Origin of the sequence: Nocardia arthritidis (assembly GCF_011801145.1) — a bacterium.
GTDB lineage: Bacteria > Actinomycetota > Actinomycetes > Mycobacteriales > Mycobacteriaceae > Nocardia > Nocardia arthritidis_A.
The window spans coordinates 8,619,576-8,639,650 of the sequence record NZ_CP046172.1 but is presented as its reverse complement, the minus strand read 5'-3'; the positions used below and the strand labels follow the sequence as shown (position 1 = coordinate 8,639,650).

At 65.1% G+C, this 20,075-nt stretch carries 15 protein-coding genes; 10 read left to right on the top strand and 5 right to left on the bottom strand.

Annotation, left to right across the window (positions count from 1 at the left end):
* The first annotated feature begins 36 nt into the window (after positions 1-36).
* Positions 37-1,344, top strand: a complete 1,308-nt coding sequence (locus tag F5544_RS39110) for an FAD-binding oxidoreductase (protein ID WP_167477812.1) — start codon at positions 37-39, stop codon at positions 1,342-1,344.
* A gap of 303 nt (positions 1,345-1,647) precedes the next feature.
* A complete protein-coding gene (locus F5544_RS39105; RefSeq protein WP_167477811.1) occupies positions 1,648-2,220 on the top strand; it encodes a TIGR03086 family metal-binding protein in 573 nt (190 codons plus the stop codon).
* Here the strand turns inward: F5544_RS39105 and F5544_RS39100 are convergent, their stop codons facing one another.
* The 5 genes from F5544_RS39100 to F5544_RS39080 all read right to left on the bottom strand — a co-directional run bounded on the left by F5544_RS39100 (position 2,221) and on the right by F5544_RS39080 (position 7,641).
* Positions 2,221-3,750: a GmrSD restriction endonuclease domain-containing protein gene (locus F5544_RS39100; RefSeq protein ID WP_167477810.1), complete on the bottom strand. Its 1,530-nt coding sequence runs from the start codon at positions 3,748-3,750 to the stop codon at positions 2,221-2,223.
* 477 nt (positions 3,751-4,227) lie between these two features.
* Positions 4,228-5,052 carry a class I SAM-dependent methyltransferase gene (locus F5544_RS39095; protein WP_275106995.1) on the bottom strand — a complete coding sequence of 275 codons (825 nt, stop codon included), beginning with the start codon at positions 5,050-5,052 and terminating at the stop codon, positions 4,228-4,230.
* Positions 5,053-5,079: 27 nt separating this feature from the next.
* Positions 5,080-6,090: a lantibiotic dehydratase C-terminal domain-containing protein gene (locus tag F5544_RS39090; protein WP_167477808.1), complete on the bottom strand. Its 1,011-nt coding sequence runs from the start codon at positions 6,088-6,090 to the stop codon at positions 5,080-5,082.
* A 3-nt stretch (positions 6,091-6,093) separates the two neighbouring features.
* Entirely contained in the window at positions 6,094-7,326 is a 1,233-nt protein-coding gene (locus F5544_RS39085) for a coproporphyrinogen-III oxidase family protein (RefSeq protein ID WP_167477807.1), read from the bottom strand.
* Positions 7,327-7,491: 165 nt separating this feature from the next.
* Positions 7,492-7,641: a thiocillin/thiostrepton family thiazolyl peptide gene (locus F5544_RS39080; RefSeq protein ID WP_167477806.1), complete on the bottom strand. Its 150-nt coding sequence runs from the start codon at positions 7,639-7,641 to the stop codon at positions 7,492-7,494.
* A gap of 321 nt (positions 7,642-7,962) precedes the next feature.
* On the opposite strand from F5544_RS39080, the gene nocL reads away from it, so the two are divergent.
* From nocL to F5544_RS39040, 8 genes are read left to right on the top strand one after another with little or no spacing between them, the layout of a single operon-like run.
* Entirely contained in the window at positions 7,963-9,153 is a 1,191-nt protein-coding gene (gene nocL / locus F5544_RS39075; RefSeq protein ID WP_167477805.1) for a 3-methyl-2-indolic acid synthase, read from the top strand.
* A gap of 32 nt (positions 9,154-9,185) precedes the next feature.
* Positions 9,186-10,040, top strand: coding sequence for an alpha/beta fold hydrolase (locus F5544_RS39070; RefSeq protein WP_167477804.1), 855 nt, complete (start codon positions 9,186-9,188; stop codon positions 10,038-10,040).
* The gene (locus F5544_RS39065; protein WP_167477803.1) at positions 10,010-11,281 is read left to right on the top strand and encodes an AMP-binding protein; all 1,272 of its coding nucleotides are present in this window, start codon (positions 10,010-10,012) and stop codon (positions 11,279-11,281) included. Before F5544_RS39070 ends, F5544_RS39065 begins: the two co-directional genes overlap by 31 nt.
* The gene (locus F5544_RS39060) at positions 11,281-13,101 is read left to right on the top strand and encodes a hypothetical protein (RefSeq protein WP_167477802.1); all 1,821 of its coding nucleotides are present in this window, start codon (positions 11,281-11,283) and stop codon (positions 13,099-13,101) included. The genes F5544_RS39065 and F5544_RS39060 overlap by 1 nt, the downstream gene beginning before the upstream one ends.
* Complete coding sequence (locus F5544_RS39055; RefSeq protein ID WP_167477801.1) at positions 13,098-14,978, top strand: TOMM precursor leader peptide-binding protein; 1,881 nt, start codon at positions 13,098-13,100, stop codon at positions 14,976-14,978. The genes F5544_RS39060 and F5544_RS39055 overlap by 4 nt, the downstream gene beginning before the upstream one ends.
* Positions 14,954-16,462 (top strand): hypothetical protein, encoded by a 1,509-nt coding sequence (locus F5544_RS39050; protein WP_167477800.1) that lies wholly within the window; start codon positions 14,954-14,956, stop codon positions 16,460-16,462. The genes F5544_RS39055 and F5544_RS39050 overlap by 25 nt, the downstream gene beginning before the upstream one ends.
* Positions 16,459-19,080, top strand: coding sequence for a lantibiotic dehydratase (locus F5544_RS39045; RefSeq protein ID WP_167477799.1), 2,622 nt, complete (start codon positions 16,459-16,461; stop codon positions 19,078-19,080). Before F5544_RS39050 ends, F5544_RS39045 begins: the two co-directional genes overlap by 4 nt.
* A complete protein-coding gene (locus F5544_RS39040) occupies positions 19,070-20,062 on the top strand; it encodes a thiopeptide-type bacteriocin biosynthesis protein (protein WP_167477798.1) in 993 nt (330 codons plus the stop codon). The genes F5544_RS39045 and F5544_RS39040 overlap by 11 nt, the downstream gene beginning before the upstream one ends.
* Positions 20,063-20,075: the final 13 nt, after the last annotated feature.

Here is a 20,075-nt window from a genome sequence, read left to right as displayed (position 1 = left end):
GAGAACATGTTTTCCATCGAGAATCAGGACATAGCAATGACATTCGAAGACCTACGGGCGGTGCTACCCGGCCGGGTACTGCTGCCGGGCGACGAGGGATTCGCCGCCGCGGCCCGGCCGTGGCTTTTGACGGTCGATCAGCCGGTATCCGCGGTCGTGCTCGCCGACAATGCGGAAGACGTTGCGGCCGTGGTGAATTACGCGCGGCGGGCCGGAGTTCCCGTCCTCGCGCAGCCGACCGGGCACGGGGCGGCGGGCGGTGCGGACGATGCGATCCTGTTGCGCACCGGCGGCCTCGACGGTGTCGAGATCGACGCCGAGCGGCGGGTCGCGCGCGTCGGAGCCGGGGCGCGGTGGGGTGAGGTGCAGGTCGCGGCGGCCGCACACGGGCTCACCGGGTTGGCGGGCAGCAATCCGGCGGTCGGCGTCACCGGGTACACGCTTGGCGGCGGGATGAGCTGGTTCAGCCGCAAGTACGGCTGGGCGTCGGATGCGGTGCGCGCCTTCGAAATCGTCGATGCCGACGGCGCGGCGGCGCGGGTCACCGCGGATTCCGATCCGGACCTGTTCTGGGCGCTGCGCGGTGGTGGCGGCGATTTCGCGGTGCTCACCGCACTCGAATTCGATTTGTTCCCAGCGTCTTCGATGTATGGCGGCCGAATCGTGTGGCCCGGTGATCGGACCAGGGCGGTGTTCGAGTCGTTCCGGGAGATCACCGAGGACGCGCCGGACGAGCTGTCGATCTGGTTCCACCGCTTGCAGTTCCCGGATGCGCCGCCCATGGTCGCACTCGATATCGCCTATCTCGGCGCGGATGCGGACGGCCAGGCGCTGCTGCCCGAACTGGACCGGATCGGTGGGGCGGTCGTCGACAAGCGCGGCATCATGAGCACCGCCGACATCGGTGCGATCACCGCCGAGCCGACCGATCCCGCTCCCGCGCTCGGCCGGACGGAACTGCTCGTCGACCTCGGTGACGCGGTGTTGAAAACGCTGTTGGACGAGCCGGTCGCGCCGCTGGTGAATATTCAGATCCGGCATCTCGGCGGTGCGTTGGCCACCCGTCCCGAGGCCGGTGCGCGTGGTCCGATCGACGAGCAGTATCTGTTGTATGTGCTCGGGCTGGGGCTGCCGCATCTGGCCGACGCGGTAACCGCTCGGCGGGCGGAGCTCGTCGGCGCGATCGGCGCGCATATCAGTGGGAAGAAGCCGCTGACCTTCCTCAGCTCGGAGGAGTCGGCCACCGCCGCGTTCGATGACGTGACGCTGGCCAGGTTGCGTGAGATCAAGCGGGCGCGTGACCCGCGGGGCGTGTTCCGGTCGAATTTCCCTGTGCTGGGGTGAATTTCGCGGCGATTCGGCGGGGTGGGCGGGCGCCTCGCCGGATCCGTTCGGGGAGCCGCCATCGCCCGGGCGCAATGAAGTTGTGGCGCAACCGAGTTCGAAGTGACCGTTGTCTTCGCATCTGGGGCGGGGAAGACTGTAGCGAGATGGATTGGTAATTGTCCACGCGGCAAGCGATTGTAGCGTCAAAACGCTACTTGGACAACATATTTGGGGTAGTTGAACAGGCAATTCCCAAGTGGCCCAATCTGTCGGCCCGATGTGTTCCAATGCAGCAATCCCCGCTCGACCGAAGGAAGACACATGGACAATGTGATCGAACAGATCGACCGTGCCATCGATTCGACCGCGGCGATCGTCGCCGCCGTCGACAACGACCACCTGTCCGCGCCCACCCTGTGCGCGGAGTGGGACGTGCGGGCCGTGCTCAATCACATTGTGCGCAACATGCATGTCTTCGCCGCCGGGGTGAGCGGGATGAACACCGGTGCGGATCACGAATCCGATTGGCTCGGTGGGGATTCGCAGGGCGCGTACGCCGCGGCCGCCGAGGTGGACCGCGCGGCATGGCATCGGCCGGACGCGCTCGACGCGACGGTGCAGCTGTCCTTCGCCGCGCTTCCCGGATCGGCCGCCGCCCGCATCCATCTCACCGAGGTGCTGGTGCACGGCGTCGATATCGCCGTCGCCATCGACCGCACCGACCTGGTGGACGAGGAACTCTGCGCGCAGGTGCTCGATAGCATGCGGGCGCTGGGCGGCATCGACCGTTTCCGGAAGATGGGCGCCTTCGGCCCGGAGGTCCTGGTGGCCGCCGAGGAACCGGCGCATCGGCGGCTGCTCGGCTATCTGGGTAGGGAAGTGCTGCAGGTGTAGTCAGGGCCGCAGTCCTTCCAACACCTTTTGCGACGCGCCCGCGAGCAGTTTCCGGCGCTGTTCGAGGAATTCCGGATAGTGCTCGACGCGCCACAGTCGCCGATCCTCCGGGATGCACTGCCGGGAAATCGCGCCGGGCGACATTTCCGCTAGATACTCCAAATTCGCCTCGATACTGTCGGCGGAGTTGTCCCACGGACACTCTCGGTCGATCCACACGTAATTCGCCACCGCGTTGATATATCGGGCCGGGAAGCCGATGACGCGGAGTGTGGATCGCGGAAATATCGGGCGTATCACCAGATCGGCGTGCTCGGCCGGGGTGTCGATCGGCGTTCCTTCGCTGCGCGCCGCGAGCAGATAGGTGAGCGGCAGGGTTCGCGCGTTGATATTCGATTCATCGAAATCCGACGGGGTGAGCACGTAGGTTTCGTTCTCGCCCATCAGCGAGGTCAGCAGCCGGTCGATCCCGTCGCGCTCCAGGGTGGCGATGTCCTGGTTGAGGGTGGTTTCGGTGGAGGAGCGATGTCGCCCACTTATCGCGGCGACCATGAACCAGTAGAGCGCCTTGTCGCGTTCGGCGGCATTCGGAAAACTGCCGCCGAGCTGGTGCAGAAATGCGGACATCAGCGGCATGCTGGTTCGCCCCGGCAATATCCGGTCGTGGTCGAGGCCGAGTTGGTCCGCCAGAATGCGAAGAAAGTAGTCGATATAGCCGGGAGTATCGTTCAACGCATCGGCGAACCGGTCCGGCCGGATATTTTCCAGCGAGGCGAAATCGACGCGGCCCGCGGCGACCGCCGTAACATTGCGCAGGAACCAATCGGTGCTGAACTTGTAGCCCATCGAGGCCCAGCGTTTCGTTTCCCGGCGAATATCCTGCCGCGCCTGAGGCAGTCGCGAACATATCCGCGCCAGCGAGAGATCGGCCTTGGACAGTCTGGTCCCCGACGAATTCACCTTGTTGAAAATTTCCACAACGGCATCGAGCGTCTTGTGCTCGTCGGTGATTCGCTGTTCCGGCATGTCGCGTTCCTGTATCTGCGCCAGCCGATTCAATCGATTGACGTACAGCGTCAGCTGCTCGCGGTTGCATTCCAGTCGCTCCAGGTGGTCGCCGACTCCCCGCTCGATGACCTCGCTCACGCTGAACAGATTTTTGTCCAAATTGTGCCGCGGCGCGATGAACCGGAATTCCTCGGCGGCGACATCGAAGCATAATCGATTGAACATTTCCGGATCACCGTCGAAGAACTCCGGCGGATGTCCGCGCAGCACACTGTAGAGAGATGTGATACGCTGTTGGCCATCGAGAAGAAGTAGGCGCACGCCCTGATCTACTTGTTTACGGATGGGAGTCACCGAAACATCTGCTTCCCAGAGCAGAACACCCCCTACCGGATAGTTCAGATAAAGCGATCGGAAAAGGCTCTTTACCTGATCGCGAGTCCAAACGAATCCGCGCTGAAATTCTGGCAGGACCAACGTGCCGGAATCGACCTGCGCCAGTAGTGTAGAGATCTTCGTCATACTTGACCCCCTTGGTCAAACCGAATCATGCCGCCTGCCCGGCTTCCGCCCAGGATGCCTGGCCGCCTCTGGACTGTCAAAGCCCTACTGGGCCAACATGTTTCCGTGCTGGTCGTCGCTTCGAGGGCTGCGTTGCCCGCGGCATGCGAGAGGTCGCGATCCGTACGCGCCGGGCACGCGGCCTTGCGTGCTCTGAGTAATCATGACCGTTTCGTCCCGTTGACGGGACCGAAACGGTCGGTACGGCAGGCGATTTCCACGCTCACCGCGGTTCAACCTCGATCACCACGCCGTGCCTGTCGGGTGGTACGGGCGGTCGGCCAGTCCGATGGTAGGGCGTGGAACAACCAGCGCCCCAACATGGTTCACTGAGCGGAACACGAGGATGCGGCGATTACCCGCCGAATCCAGAGCGCGCAAGACGGTAGATGGACCGGCAGGAAACGAAAAATAGTGCCGCGTAGCATCTTTGAATGCTCAGTCGGTGAACGTGAAACGCCCGGTGAAATAGCCGTTGTTGCGCAGGAAGGGTACGTGCCGCAGCACATCGACCATGATCTTGGAAGCCGAAAGACGCTGTGGCCCTTCGGGGGTGAGCTCCTCGAGGCGTGCGAGCCCCGGCACCCGGCCCACCATCGCGAACGCGTCCTGCGGACCGCAACCGAAGGTGTATGCGGGCATCGGGTGCGATGCATTGCGGGCGATCGGCACACCCTTGGCGCTGAGCTCGACGAACCACGGCGGCACGGTATCGAAGATGAGATTTCCGCCGGGAAATCTGGTCGCCAGATCGGCGAGCAGCCCGGTGACCTCGTCGGGTGCCAAATACATGAGGAGTCCTTCGGCCGTGATTATCACGTTGGTGCCCTCGACATAATCGAACCAGGATCTGTCGAGGGCGGACATGGCCGCGTCGGTGATATGGCCATCCGCCGGAAGCAGTTGCCGCCGTATCTCGATCACCTCGGGAAGGTCGACCGACAGCCATTGCACATCCGGCGATCCGAGACGCCAGAACGTCGTCTGCAAACCCTCGCCCAGCGCGACCACCGTCGTTTTCCGGTCCTGCCGCAGCAATTTCAGCAGTGCCGCGTCGAAGACCTGGGCGCGCACCGCATGCGATTCGCTCACGGCGCCGAATTCCTCGAACGGAAAATCGATGGACCGATACAGTTTCTCCGCCCAGTAGTCGTGGAACGGTGAGTTCGCGCTCATCGACGCCGCCGCGCGGTTTCGGAGTGTCCAGAGCGCCGTCGACGATACGCCGCTCAACGCGACGCGAACGGGCTGATCTGACGGCATGTGAACCTTCCGGGATAGGTATCGGCGCTAATCGCTGGTCGTCATCCGGGAGACGAGCGAGACGCCATCGACTCGATATATGGCCTCGCAGGCGCGGCTGACCACGTAGCACAGGTAATACCGCTCCACCAGCGTCAAGCCGACGGTGTGCAGGCTCAAATACAGCAGGCTGGTGAGGATCCGGGCCGCGAGGAAGCGGGGGTCGTTGCTCAGGTAGTCCTGCAATCCGTCCGATGCGCCGACCACCCGGTGGAATGCGTTGCCGGCGAAGTCCGTTCGCTCCCGCCGATGCGCCTGTGCGTATTCGGTATGCACCACAACGGATCCGGCCTCGAGCCGGGCGATGATATCCGGCTTCGCGGCGCGCACGCGGGCGCTCCAGGCCGCGGCCAGCGGCGATACGGATCCGTCCAGCTGTCCGAAGATCTCGAGCACCCGCTGTTCGATCTCGCTGTGCGACTGGCGGTATCGGTCATCGAGCGTTGCACGGAGGCCATCGGGATTCCTGCTCGTCGCGATGAAGGCCTCCGCATGCGAGCGGAAGCTGAGGTAGCTGAGCGGAACTCCGCCCGGCCCATGCGAATTCGCGACCGCGGGCAGATGCGCGACCATGAGATCGAGTGCGGCGGTGACCAGATCGTCGCGCCGGTCCGCGCCGAGCCGCAGCACATCCGTCACCGTCGGCCGTACGTCCGCCAGGAAGCCGCGGGTTATCTCGGGCAGCTCGTTCCCGCCGAAGACCGATCCGTCTGCCAGCGGGACGATCGCGGCCGGGGCGACCGCTACCCCGGGATGCGCCAACGCGAGTGCGCGCGCCTCGATCTCGGCCGCCGCGTCCGGTGAAACATCCAGCTGCGCAACCAATCTGGTGGTGGCGCGGCCTTCGGATTCACGGAGATAGAGCGCACGCGTGGCAAGGCCATCACCAACGGCGCTGTCGAGAAAGGGTACGAGCACCTCGCGCAGCACCGTGTACTGCGCGGATTCCGGTACCGAAAGGAGCGAGATCTCGGTCCACCCCGCTGTAGCCGCAGGCATCGCTCAACCCATTTCCGGTTGGGACATGGCCATTTCGAAGGCGAGCTCGATCAGGGTGAGCCCGGCGACCTTCGGGTCGAGCCGAATTCCCCGGTCGTCCTCGGTCAGCCCGCGGCGGCGCAACAGTTCGATGAGCGGAGCGATGGTCGGGCGGGTGAGGACCTCATCCAATTCGGTGCCGGTGGAAATCTGCCATTCCTGGCGCAGAATGCCGTCGAACATCGCGAGCCCGGCCTGGATGAACGAGATCAGTACCCGGTCCTGACCGGCGGGCACCGCCAGATCGAAGCCGAGCGGATCCGCGATGTACTGATGGATCAGCCCTTTACGGTGCATCATGAACTGCTGATCGACCAGCGAGATCGCACCGGAGCCGAGGCCGACGGTATCGGCCCGGAGCTGAAAATACATGGCGGCGAACGGGGAAACCTTGCCGAAGTATCCCGATGCGTATTCCTCCAGCCGGGCGCCGATGCGATTGCGCGCCTCGGTGAACAGCACCTGCTGCTTGCGCAGGTAATCGCGCTTGCCATCGGCGCTCACGGTGCGCCGCATGAAGGTTCCCGGGGTGGGCCGGAAGGAGTACAGCGAAAGGTGGCTCAGCGGCAGCTCGAGCGCGCGGTCGACGGTCGCGACCAGTTCCGGAATATCTTGGTCGGGAAAGCCCGACATGATATCGATCGTCACGTCATCGAAGCCGGCTTCGCGAGCCGCGTAGACGATTCTGTCCGCCTGTTCGGCGGAGTGCCTGCGGCCGAGTTTGCGCAGGCGTTCGTTATCGAAGGATTGCACGCCGCTGGATACCCGATTGAATCCCAGCTCGCGGTAGAAGCGCAGCTTGGCCTCGTCGACGGTGTCCGGACTGCACTCGATGGTCGCCTCCAGCACCGAACTCAGATCGAACGCCGATCGGATCGCGTCCATGATCGCGGTGGATTCCTCGGGCTCGAGGCTGCTGGCCGTGCCACCGCCCCAGTACATGACGCAGGGGATATTCCCGGCGGCGGTCAGTGCGGCGCCGCGCTCGGTGATCTCCCGGCACAGCGCTTTTATGTAGTTCTGCCGGACGGAATCGCCGGGTTTGCGCAGCAGATCTTTTGTCGGAATCGCCTGGACCCAGTCGCAGAACGTGCATTTGGAATGACAGAACGGAATGTGTACGTAGATCATCAGCATGCGCTGATCCGCGGTGCTGGACGGTAGATCCGGCACGACCGCGGGCAGGGAGGACGTCATCGGAATTCCTTTCGACTTCCAGGATGGTCGATCCATCGTGGAATCCATGAGGGCGGCCCCGCGCGGTCGAAGGGGGCCGGGCGCGGAGCCGCCGTCAAGGCATCAGGCTCGGTCTGCTCAACCGCTTTAAGTCGGAATCCGAGGAGATCGGCCCTAGCGGACGATTTACGACGAGCAGCTGCAGCTGCACTCACAAGTGGTGCAGGATGCGGACATCACCTTGGCGACCACATCGCGGTCGTCCATGCGGCTGTCGTCCAGGAATTCGGAAATCTCGAGCGCGTTGATATCCAGCGCGGGCAGGTTGTTCTCCATGACGGAGTACCTCAATTCTCTTCGTAAATATGTGAAGGTCCGGCCCCAATTGGAAATCGTAGGTAGGGCATTGTTTCGTGTCAATACTGCTGCCGGTGCCTTTAATTGCGCTATACGGTCGCTATAGCCGCGCTCCAGCGGGCATAAATCAGTGTCATCGGATATCTCCAGAATTGGTCATTTCCGCAGGTGGGTGGGCTGTTGATTCGGCGGAGTGTGAATCGGGTGATGCTATGGTCGGCTCTGCTGGAAAAGAAATCGGGGAACGCGATCGGCAGTTCCGTAAATGCCGGTGAGGCCCCGTTGTCAGAAAGGGCCGCAATGAATATCAATTCAGCCGGCGCAGCCGACTTCGTGATGCCGGATATCGAAGCGGTGCGCGCAGAGGCGAATGCCGTCGATACGCGGAAAATTTTCGAGCAGGGCATGGATGCCGAACTTCCGGCGTCCAGGGCCGCCGTTGCGCTGGCGCTGTGGCAGGACGAAACGATCACCACCGAAGAACTCCGCATCGCGGCCGAGGCCCGCTGCGCCCAGCGCACCCCACGCCTGCACACCTTTGTGCCGCTCTATACGACCAATCATTGCGATTCGGAATGCAAGATGTGCTCGATGCGCAAGGGCAACGCGCGGTTGGACCGGCGTTTCTCGGGGCGGAACGAGATCATCCAGCAGCTCGAGATCCTGTACCAGCACGAGGGCGTCCGGGGCATCGGTTTCCTGACCGGTGAGTACGAGGACAAATATGTGCGCCTCAGCACCGCCTTCCGGATCGGCTGGGCCATGCGCACCGCGCTCGATATGGGATTCGAGCGGATCTACTTCAATATCGGCAGCATGGAGCCGGACGAGATCGACGTACTCGCCGATTGGGTCGGCCATGAGGAAGCGGTCACCATGTGCGTCTTCCAGGAGACCTACGATCGCGATTCCTACCGGAAGTTCATGGGGAAAACGTCCATGGGCGTGCCGAAGGCCGATTTCGACCGGCGGGTCGTTTCGTTCGACCGTTGGCTGGACGCCGGTTTCCGCTATGTCAATCCGGGCGTGCTCGTCGGGTTGCACGAGGATGTCACCGTCGAATTGGTGCACCTGGTAGCGCATGCCGCGCATTTGCGCGAGCGCGGCGCGGTGGTGGATTTGTCCGTGCCGCGGATGCGTCCCGCGATGAGCTCGCGCGATACCACCCGCATCAACGACAAGGATTATCTGCGGATGATGGCGGTGCTCGCGTTCACCTGCCCGGATCAGCGATTGGTGCTGACCACCAGGGAGCCGGAGGAATTCCAGGACCAGGCCATCGGCTTGGCCGGCGTGATCAGCCCCGGCAGCCCGGATGTCGCGCCGTACCGCGCGGATTCCGCGGCCCGCAACGACGAGAAGACCTCCCAATTCCTGGTCGCGGACCTGCGTCGGCCGCGCCACATTCTCGGCCGGATCGAGGCACGGGGCACCGAGGTCGGTCACTTCGTCGATCCGGCGAAGGGAAAAGCGCGTATCGCGGTCGGCTGACCGGCAATTGTCCGAGATAGAGGAGTAGCCGCATGACTGGCAGCGGCCGACCGCGAGTGCTCTTGTTGCACGGACTGCTCGGCACGGCATATGGGCATTTCGGTTCGCAGATCGAGGCCTGGCGCGGGCGTTACGACGTAGTACCCGTCGATCTGCCCGGCCATGGCCGGTGCCCGATGGATGCCGCCGAGAATTACATGGATCACGCATTCGGATATGTGGTGTCCCTGCTGGAACGTTTCGGTCCGGCGCGGGTTGTCGCGGCATCCTATGCGGGGGGACCGATCGCGGTCCGGTGCGCTGTGGAGCGACCGGATCTGGTGAATTCCCTTGCCCTCTCGGGTTTCGCGCCGGGTATCCATCGCGATGCGCTGCTCGCCCAGCTCGGCGGCTTCTGGCAATTGGCCGAGGACAATCCCGAACTCGCCGCCACCTATACCCGCCTGCACGGCGATCGGTGGCGCGCCACCCTGCGAGCCTTCAGTGCGGATGCCGGGCGGGTTTTCGAATATCTGCACGTCGAAAACCTTTCCGCCGATGTGCTGCTGGCGAATGGCACGGTGAAGTCGGTCGAGCACACCGCCGCGATGAACGCGCGGCAGTTGGGTCCCCGGGTGTTCGGCCGGGTGATCGACGGAGCGGGACATATTCCCAGCCACGACAAACCCGCGGACTTCACCGCGGCGCTGGAGGAGTTCTGGCTGTGCGGCGAATTGCGGAATTTGTTGCAGGAGAACGAATCAACGCGTCGACTCGACTCGCTGGAGACGGTGGCCGTGCTGGCGTATCTGCGAGACAACGGGGTTTGCGGGGACGTTCCGGAGGAGCGTCCGCAAACTATCGAAGGATGGGGCGCATGGGCCGTCCAGCGTTTACTGGTTTCCTGACCGCGCCCGAAAAGGCCGCCGAGACGGGCGTGCACTTCGGCGCCGATTTCGCCGGCTGGGACTCGCTGCTCGGCCGCGGCATCGAGCGGTCGGGCGTTATCGCACCGGGGCGCACCTACGTGGTCGATCCGGCCGGGGGTCTCGAGGCTTTCTGTTCGCTTTTCGCGGTGGCGACCGTGCCGGACACCGTGCTGCTGTGGACCTCGCCCGCGACAATCGGTGTCGGGGTGCGCGAGCTGGCCCCCGCGCTGTCCGAGTTGGAACAACCATTTCTCGAATCGGTCGACCGGCCGCTGTGGGGTGTGGCGACCTCGGGCAGCTCCGGTGTTCCCAAAATCGCGATCGGGCACGCCGATATGTGGGAGCTGATCGCGCTGCACTACGAACAGGCGATATTCGGCGGCGAACTGCCCGCCAGCCTGGCCACCTGCCTGCCGCTGCAGTTCTCCGCCGCATTCTTCATGACGGTGCTGCCGAGTCTGATGCGCCGCCGGGACTTGATCGTATTTCCGTCGCATGATTGGTCCGCGGTCCGGCGAGCGGGCGAGGCGTTCGTCCTGGCCGTTCCGTCACTGGCCGCCGCGGCCTGTCTGGGCCTGCGCGAAAAGGTCGATATGCGCGGCGTGACGCTGTTCCTGGGCGGCGGACACCTCAGCGAGTCGCGGGTCGAGCTGATTCGCGAGCGCTTTTCCGGTGTCGCGGTGGCCAATATCTACGGTACGGCGGAAACCGGCGCGATCTCGGTGGATCGGGCACCCGGCCACAACAAACATGTCGGTCGGCCGCTCGCCGGTAAGGCGGTGTGGATCAGCGATCCGGATCCGAATGGCATCGGCATGATCCGGGTCGCCGGACCGGACTGCTGCGAATACATCTGGCGCCCGGGTGCGGAATTCACCGCCGGTAACGGCGGTACCGACTACGGCCACTTCGACGGTGACGGAAACCTCTGCTTACAGGGGCGGGCCGATGGCGGCGAGAAATTCATGGGCGTCCTGGTGTATCCGCGGGATATCGAACGGCATCTGCTCGAGCTGCGCGGGGTGGTGGACGCCAGGGTGCTGGTCGAGCGGACCCCGGCCGGATTGGAACGCTTGGTCGCCAAGGTGGTCGGTCGAGTGAGCGACGAAGACGTGTACGCGCATTGTGCGGCATTGGCCGAGGCGCAGCGGCCGACCCGGATCGAATGCATCGATGAGATCGCGGCCGGTGCTGCCTACAGCGACAACGGGAAACTTTGATGATCAATACCGATACTCGTCGGTTCAAGGTGAAGGCCGACGCGTTCTACGTACGACACGAAGACGGCGTATGGCTGCGAAATAACATCGGGTCGTTCACGATTCGCGGCGGCGGTGCCTATGACCTGGTGGCCGCGGTTTTCGCCAGGCTGGACGGCACCTGCACGGTCGGCGATCTGTGTGCGGGACTTTCCGATGGTGCGGCCGGTTCGGTGACGAAGCTGGTGGAAACCTTGGCGGGCAATGGTTTCGTCCGCGCGGTCGAGGCCGAGCCGGAGCTGGTACCCGGTTGGATGCGCACGCGATACGCCACCCATCTCGCATTTCTCGAACATCACGGCGATCGTCCGGTGAGCCGTTTGTTGCGCGTGCGATCACAGCTCGTCGCGGTGGCGGGCGATGGTGTCGCGCTGCGCGGTGTGGTCGGTGCGCTGGCCGATTTCGGGATCGCGAAGGTGGCCGTCCTCACGCCGGATCGGGAGATAGCGCAGACCGTGCGTGACGCGGTTGCCAGGGATCCGCAATTCCAGTGGGAGACCATCGAATCCGCGTTCCAACTCGATGAGCTGAGTCGGGTGACGAAATTTCGCGACGCGCGGTGGGTGCTGCTGGCGACGGACCGTGGCGATGCGGCGGAGATCGCGGCATTACAGGCCGGTCTGCGGGCCGCGGGAAAGTCTGTCGGCGTGCTCGGGGGGTGCGGTGATTTCGTGGCGGCCACACCCGCGAGCCCGGACGACTCCTGGTGTTGGGAATGCTTGCACCGCAATATCGCCGCGCGGGCGGTCGGTGATTCCGGTCCGGCCGCACTCGCACCCGCGCCCGCGACCATCGGCGCACTCCATCTGGTTCAGCAGCTGTTCGCGGAATTGGCCGAACTCGCGACCGGCGCCGGGAGCGTTGTCACGGCGGAACCCTTTGCGCCCGTAGTGCGTACGCATACCGGCCGCAGGCATCCGCTGTGCGGCCGCCATATCCGGATGACGGCAGCGCGGCCGGTGAACGTCGCCGCGCTGCGCGGTGAACCGGTGCGCCTCGACATTCCGGCGGCCGACGATCCGGTGGAGCTGATCGGGGTTTCGGACCGGATCGTCGAGGTCACCACCCGGTGGACCGATTCGATCACCGGGCCGCTGTATTCGGTCGGCGAGGCGGACGCGGGTCAGTTGCCGCTTTCGGCGAGCAGCTGCACGGTCGCCGATCCGGACTCCACGGCCGCCTATCCGCGTACGAAAGAGATTCACTGCCAGGCTATTTCGGCGCGTGAGGCGCGAAATCAGGCCGTGCTGTACGCATTGGAATGGCAGGCATCCCGGATCGCCGAGCTCACCGATCATCCGGCGCGGGGGTGGGTCTTCGGGGCCGGTTGGTCCGCGGCCGAGGCGTGGTACCGGATGGGTGTCGCGTCCGCCTATGCCGAGCCACCCGGCTCGCTCGATTGGCAACCGGTTTCCGGTGAGCAGCACCCGGTGCGTGACTATCTGCTCGAAACCCTCGCCGATATCGGCACGCCGCCGAATTCGGCCGCGTACGAGCAGGTTTCGAATGGGCTGGTGCGCGCGTGGGTGCGCGGCACGGATTCCGAGGCCACCGCGGGGGTCGGGATGGATCCGGATCACGCCCTGCACAACGCTTTACTGCGCGCGGTGGCGGAAAACGGTGCTACGGTCGCCCATCTCGCTCCACCGGTCGCCGACTGGCAGGAAGCGGCCGTCATGCTGACCGGTCATCCCGGTGTGCTGGATGTGTCGGAACTACTGCCCTTCCTCGGCGCCGATGGATACCTGTTCGCCGCTCCGGTGTCGGGGGTGACCCCGTGACCGCCGCCCGGACGATGACCGTGGTGGGGGAGGGTTTCGTCGCGGAATTCCTCGCCGAACTGCTTTCCGAAGAGTCGGTCGGCTCATCCGTAGTGCTGGTCGCCGAATTGAACCGGATCGGTGACTATCAGGACATCATTCTCGAATGCGTTGCCGCGCAACACTCGCTGCTGTTCGTCGGGACCTGGCGCTCATTCGTTTACGTCGGACCGGTGTGGCGGGCGGGCCATACCGGATGCCCGCACTGTCTGGTCACGCGGACGGCGAATTCGTCGTTCGGGCCGGATCTGCTCGGCGACACCTTCGCCGAGGTCGCGGCGCGCGACCTCACCGTGAGCACGCTCGGGCCCGGCCTGCTGCGGATAGTCGAACTCCAGGTGCGGGCGTGCCTGGCCGACCCGGATCTCGTCGATGGCCAGGTAATCGTCATCGACGGTCTGACGGGCACGGTGGAGCGGCAATTGCTGCTGCCCGATTCGACCTGTGCCAATTGCGGTGAATCGGGCACCGGCACCATTCCGGAATTCCATGGCGCACCGCTGCCGAAGCTCGCGCCGGGCGCGCTGCGCACCAGGGAGTTGGATGCGCGGGTAATCGAGCGCGAATATCTGTTCGGCGGACTGGGTTTGTTCAAGGAACTCCGGCAGGATCTGCAGAGCCCGATCGGCGCGTGTTCGGTCGAATTGGTTACTCGATGGGGCCGCCGTGAGCCCGCCATCGGCCGGGGCGATTCCTTCGGGTCGAGCCGCACGATCGCCGTGCTGGAGGGGCTGGAGCGCTATGCCGGGATGTTCCGCGGCGGCAGAACGGCGCCGGTGCGCGCCGCGTACGCCGATATCGCGGACGAGGCGATCTACCCGCCCGAACTCGGCACCCACCCCGCGGAAAGCTATGCCGCACAAGGGTTTCGCTACCAGGAATTCAGTCCGGACACCGTTGTCGACTGGGTCTGGGCTTATTCGTTCCGCAAACAGCAGGCGGTGCTGATTCCGGAGCGGGCGGCATTCTGGGGTCCGCGGCATGACGGGGAAATCTCCTTCATGTACGACACCTCCAACGGCTGTGCCCTCGGCAATTCACCGGAGGAGGCGATCCTGCACGGGCTGCGTGAGGTGGCGGAACGGGATTCGTTCCTGCTCACCTGGTACCGCAGGCTGGCGCTGCCCGAAGTCGACCTCGACGGTGTCGGCGGGACGCTCGGGCAATTGTTGCGAAAGGCCAAGCTGTTCACCGGATTCCGGTTCCGCGCATTCCAATCCACCATGGAGTACGGGATGCCGAGCTTCTGGCTGGTTGCCGAGAACAGCCACCAGGATGGTCCGCGTGTGCTCGCGGGTTCGGGCGCGCATCCGGATCCGATTCAAGCGATCATCGGCGGTTTACACGAGCTGATCGGCAGCGTGCAGGCCACGACGCACAGCTATCCGCGGCGGCGCGCCGATGGACTTCGAATGTTGGCCGATCCGACGCTGATTCGCACCATGGCCGACCATCCGCTGGTCGGCGCGCTGCCCGAGGCGCGCCCGCGCTACGGCTTCCTGCTCGACCGCGATGCGGAACGGGTCGCGCTCGGCGATATCGCGAGCACGCTGCAGACCGGCGAATCCGATCTGTGCGCGGATCTGGATACCGCGCTCTCGGGCATGCTGGCCGCCGGGTTGGACGTGCTCGCGGTGGATCAGACCATGCCGGAGTTGCGGCGCAACGGGTTGTCCTGTGTGCGGGTGCTCGTCCCCGGGACCGTGCCGATGACATTCGGTTACCTGAATCGCCGGGTGTGCGGGCTGCCCCGGCTCACCGGTGAGACCGCCATTCCCTATCGCGGTCAGTGCGGCGAGGGAGAGGAGATCGGGTGCGTTCCCCATCCATTCCCGTGACCGGGCAGGACGAATTGTTCGACTATGTCTCGCGGCTGCGAACCGATCCGCAATCGGCGAATCCGGCTGACTGGCAAGTGGATTGGGCCGACGGACCGTGGCCGGTCAAGGTTTACTCGGGCGCCCGGCGCATTCGGCTGGATCCGGCGTCCGGGCTGGCGAGGGTGCTCGCGGGCAGCCTCGCGGTGAATCGGATCCGCGTGGACGCCACGGGCGGGTTGCCATCCGCACCGGGCCGAGCGGCCTTGGAATATCACGGATCTCGATACCTGATGCGGCGATCGATACCCTCCGGCGGGGCGATGTATCCGACGGAGCTGTATGTGCTGTGGCCGGGTGCGAGTCAGGTGAGCCACTACGACGCGTATCGGAACGAGCTCGTGCACCTGGGGCGGGCCGACGGAATCCGCAAGGCCATCGGCGAACCCACGGACCTGCCACCCCTGATGTTGTTGCTGTGCAACAGGTTCTGGAAGAACTTCTACAAGTACGGCAACTTCGCCGCCCGCCTGGGTTCGGTCGATACCGGTATCGTGCTCGGTCGCCTGGTGCGATCGGCGAGCGCCGTCTTCGGGCGGGTCGAGGTGCGGGCGGACTTTTCCGCGGACCTGGTCGGCGCGATGCTGGGGCTGGACCCGGCCGAGGAGTTGTGCGTCGCGGTGCTCGGTCTGGGACGCCCTGGTTCCGTTGGCGATTCGCATGCGCCATCCGAATCAGCGTGTGTACCAACAGTTATCGAACGCTCCCGGGTGATGAAACGATCGGCGCTGTTCGATGCCTGGAACGCGGCCGCCAAGCCGACGGTATCCGGTGGACGGTATATACCCGGCCCGATGATGTCTGCGATTTCGGGTCGGGAAATCGCGCTACCGGAACCGATGCCCGTCGATCTGCTGGATCCGGATGTATTGCGCCACAGGCGATCCAATGGACGGCTCTTCACCGGCGCCACCGTCACCGCCGTGGATCTGGCCACCGTGCTCGCGTCGGCGGCCGGCGCGGTGGGTCAACTGCGGGCCTGCGCGGATGGTGTGCTCGGCACGGATATTCACCTGTTCTGCGCGGTACATCGGGTCGCCGAGGTGCCCGCGGGGTGGTACCGCTACGAGGACGGCCGCCTGGTCGCTGTCGGAGACGGCGGCGCTACGGCCGCCGACCTGCAGCGGGCGCTGTTCGCCGACACGGTCAATATCGAATTGGCGGCGTTCACCGTACATCCCGTCGCGCCCACCGACTTTCGAGCCGCGGGCCGTGGCATGTGCGGATATCGGGAGCAGCAGTTCGGTATCGGGGCGGCGGTGGAGGCGCTCACGGTCGCGGCGGCCGCGGTCGGGAACGGCAGTCATCCGGTGCTCGGGTTCGACGCGGACCTGGTCGATCGGACATATGGCCTGTCCGGCACGGCTTTCGGAACGCATGCGCAGGTATCGGTCGGCGCTGTCGGTGTCGACCCGAACTGGGAGATAGCGGTGATGCTCGAATGACAACGCCAGACCCACGATTCAGCCCGTATGTGCTGTTCCGGCGCGGCACGCTCGGCCTGTCCGAACTCGCGGATCTGGTTCCGGCGCGCGCATGGGACCTGCTCCGGCGGGCGGATGAAATCGATATCGACGCCAGTACCGCACAGCTGGAAGATGAGTTGCACCAAGCGATTCCGACACTTTCGCCGGAACACCGGCGCGCGGTGCTGAAGCTGCGCCGCGATGTGCACAACGGCAGGCCTATATCGGCGGCCGCGCCGCTCGAGCCGCTGCCCACCGCCTGCCGGGATCTGCTGATCGAGTGGAATCGCGCGGCGGAACAACGGCGGGCACTGCTGGCGCAGGCCGATGCCACCTACCGATCGGAGCTGGAGCAGGCACGCACGACGTTGGCGAAAGTGGCGCTGCACGAGGACTTCCAGCGCGGTCTGCAGCTGTCGGGTGAGGATGTGTATCGCGAGGTGATGGCCTTCGCCGCCGACCCGTTCGATACCGGACGCAAACCGAGCCGGACGCGGCGCATGGAAAGCACCATCACCAGCTTCGCCTACCGGGTGGTGTTCAAACCGTCCCCGTTCGGCTCGTTCACCGAAATCGGGGCGCACGATTGGACGGCGAAATCGGCGTCGGGACAACGTCTCTCGCAAGTCCGGCTCAGCGTCGGCCTGCTGGCCTGGATGGCGCATCAGCTGCGCCTGATCGACGGTGCGGACCGGGTGCTGCGGGTGCGGCTCAACAACTCGCTGTCCTGCGCGGGCGACCGGGCCGTATTCATCAGGCGTCCGCTGGAGGGCGCCGATGACGGTTTCACGCCGGACAAGGTGATCAGCGCGCGGAACACCGATCTGATTACGCTGCTGCGCAAGGTGCTCGGTGACGGTCAAGTGCCGGAACGCGAATTGCGCGAGACGTTGGTCGAGGGCGGATTGTCGGCGGAACAGGCCCGGCAGACCATCGACGGATTGGTGAAAGTCGGCCTCTGCTACCGCGGTATCGGATTGCCTGATCAGGCCACTCGAACCGCGGAACAGCTCGCCGCGCGGCTGCGCGAGGCCGGTACCGCACAGGCCGTCGCGTGCGCCGAAATATTCGAGGAACTACAGGGAATCGAGGACCGATTCGCGCAATCCTCGCCGCAGGCCCGCACCGAACTGCTCGGCGGGCTGCGGGCTTGCGTGGGGCGATTCGTCGATATCTGCCAGTGCAGTCCGCCCGCCAAGGAGGCGATGCGCGCGGCGGTATACGAGGATGTCGGCACCCGTGCGACGGCCGCGGGCTGGCGGGGCGAACTGGTCGGCGCGAACGCCGATTATCTGGAGTTGTACCAGCGGCTGGTTCCGGTCCTCGACGACGCGACGATCGAGAAAATGGGGCTGTACGCGTTCTATGTGCGACGTTATGGCGAGGACGGCCCACCCGTTCCGGTCGCGGAGCTTTTCCGGGCATTCGACGAACTGTCGCCGCAGGAGGCGAGCGCGGTGATGTGCGGACTCGGCGACCCGGCCGCAGCGCGGGTCATCGAATTGCGTTCGGAATTCTTCGCGCTGCTGCGAGATCGGGTCGCGGAGGCGGGCGCCGCCGATGCGGTGCGCCTGGACCCGGAGCGGCTGCGTGAATTCGTGCGCGCGCTGCCCGATACGGTGCCCGCCTGGCGTTCGACGGCCTACCGGATACAGCTGGACGACGACCTGCTGGTGGTGAACGGTGTCACCACCGGACACGGAGTGTTCTTCTCGCGGTACTGCGGTCTGCTCGAATCCGGTGCGGAGCAATGGAATCTGGCCGACGAACTCCGTACGCACATCGCCGCGACGACACCGCGGCAGACCGATATCACCGCGGTGCTCGGCCTCAATTTCAATATGCATCCGCGGCTTTGCCCGCTGGAGCTGGTGTATCCGGGTTCGGTGGCCGACCCGGATGGGCCGCGGCCGTTGACCATCGCCGATCTCCTGGTGCGCGCCGACCCGCGTACGCGCAGGCTCGAATTGATATCCGCCGTGGATGGCGCTCGAATCGACCTGGCCCCGTTGAACTTTCTGTATCCGGCCGCCGCGCCGATGCTGTACCGGTTCCTGTGCGTATTCGCGCCGACCCGGACCTATCGGGGTGGGCTGTGGGATCAGATCGACCGTCACCAGTCGGTGGGTCAGCCGTTCAGGCCGCGCTTGATGCTGGGTGATCTGGTGCTCGATCGACGGTCCTGGCGTTTCCCGGTAAGCGAATTGCCCGCACTCGCCGGGCTGGAGCGGCAGGATCTGTCGGCGCTGGTGGAATTCGACGCGTGGCGGCAGGCGGCCGGGCTGCCGCGAACGACCTTTTTCCGCGTGCTCGCGCCCCGCCGGACACCCGATTCGGAACGCAACCTGCTCGAGGAAACCCGGCAGTGGGCGATCGAGGCGCGCAGCGCGCGGCTGCACAAGCCGCACTACCTGGATACGCACAACCCATTCCTGATGTACGTGCTGGCCAAGCAGGCCCGCGCGAACGATGGCGGCACGGTGCTGTTCCAGGAATGTCTGCCCGGCGCCGAACGGTATGCCGAATCCGGGAATCCCGACAGCGCCGAGGAATTCTTCGTCGAGTTCACCCTATCCGGAGGCGGCAATGACAACTGATCAGGTGTGGCGCAGCCTGCACGTGCACCGATACAGCGGGCAGGACGAATTTCTGGTCGACGGCCTGGCTCCGGTGCTCGCCGGTCTGCGCTCGTCCGGTGGGATTTCGCAATCCTTCTTTCTGCGCTACTGGCAGGGCGGCCACCATGTCCGGGTGCGTTTCCGGGTCGCCGCGGCGGATGCGGACGCGGTGACGGCGGAGGCGGCGACGAAGCTGGCGGCGTATCTCGCGGAGTTTCCGGACAGCACGAGCTTCGATGTGGACGAGTTCCGCGCCGCACAGCCGACGATGGCGGCACTCGAGAACGAGGATGTCGCGGAGGTGCAGCCACCCGACACCGTCCGGTACGCCGAATACACGCCGGAGTACGAGAAATACGGCGGCCGTCGCGGCGTCGCCTTGGCGGAGGAGTACTTCACCAGCAGCAGCGATATCGTATTGGCCGCGCTGGCAACGATTTCCGGTGATTCGGCCAAGCGGCTCGGCATCGGATTCTCGACAATGCTGCGCGGCATGTGCGCGGCCGGGCTGAGCACCGCCGAGATGGCGGAATTCTTCAGGCACTACTGCCTGCTCTGGTCGCCGTACACCTTCGAACAATTCCTCGGCGTCTGGCCGCAGCTGTTGCAGCAGCGCCGCTGCGCGTTGGCGACCCATGTGGCCGCGGTGCTGGCCGCGCCGGAACGCCTGGACGACGATCCGTTCCACCGCGCCATCGGCACCGCGTGGCGCGGGCTCGACGACGATATCCGCGCGGCGATCGAGCTGGCCGGTCCGGCGGCTACCCGCGCCAGGCGCGAGCAGGTTCTGCTCGCGGCCTTTCTGCACACCCACAACAACCGGCTCGGACTGATTCCCGAACACGAATCCTTCCTCGGATTCCTCGGTCATCACGTGCTGAGCGAGGTGGCCGGCGTGACCGCGGAACCGGAATTGCTGCGGGCGGTGCGCGAGCACCGAGCGAGTCGATTGAGCAACTGATGATATTTGGAGG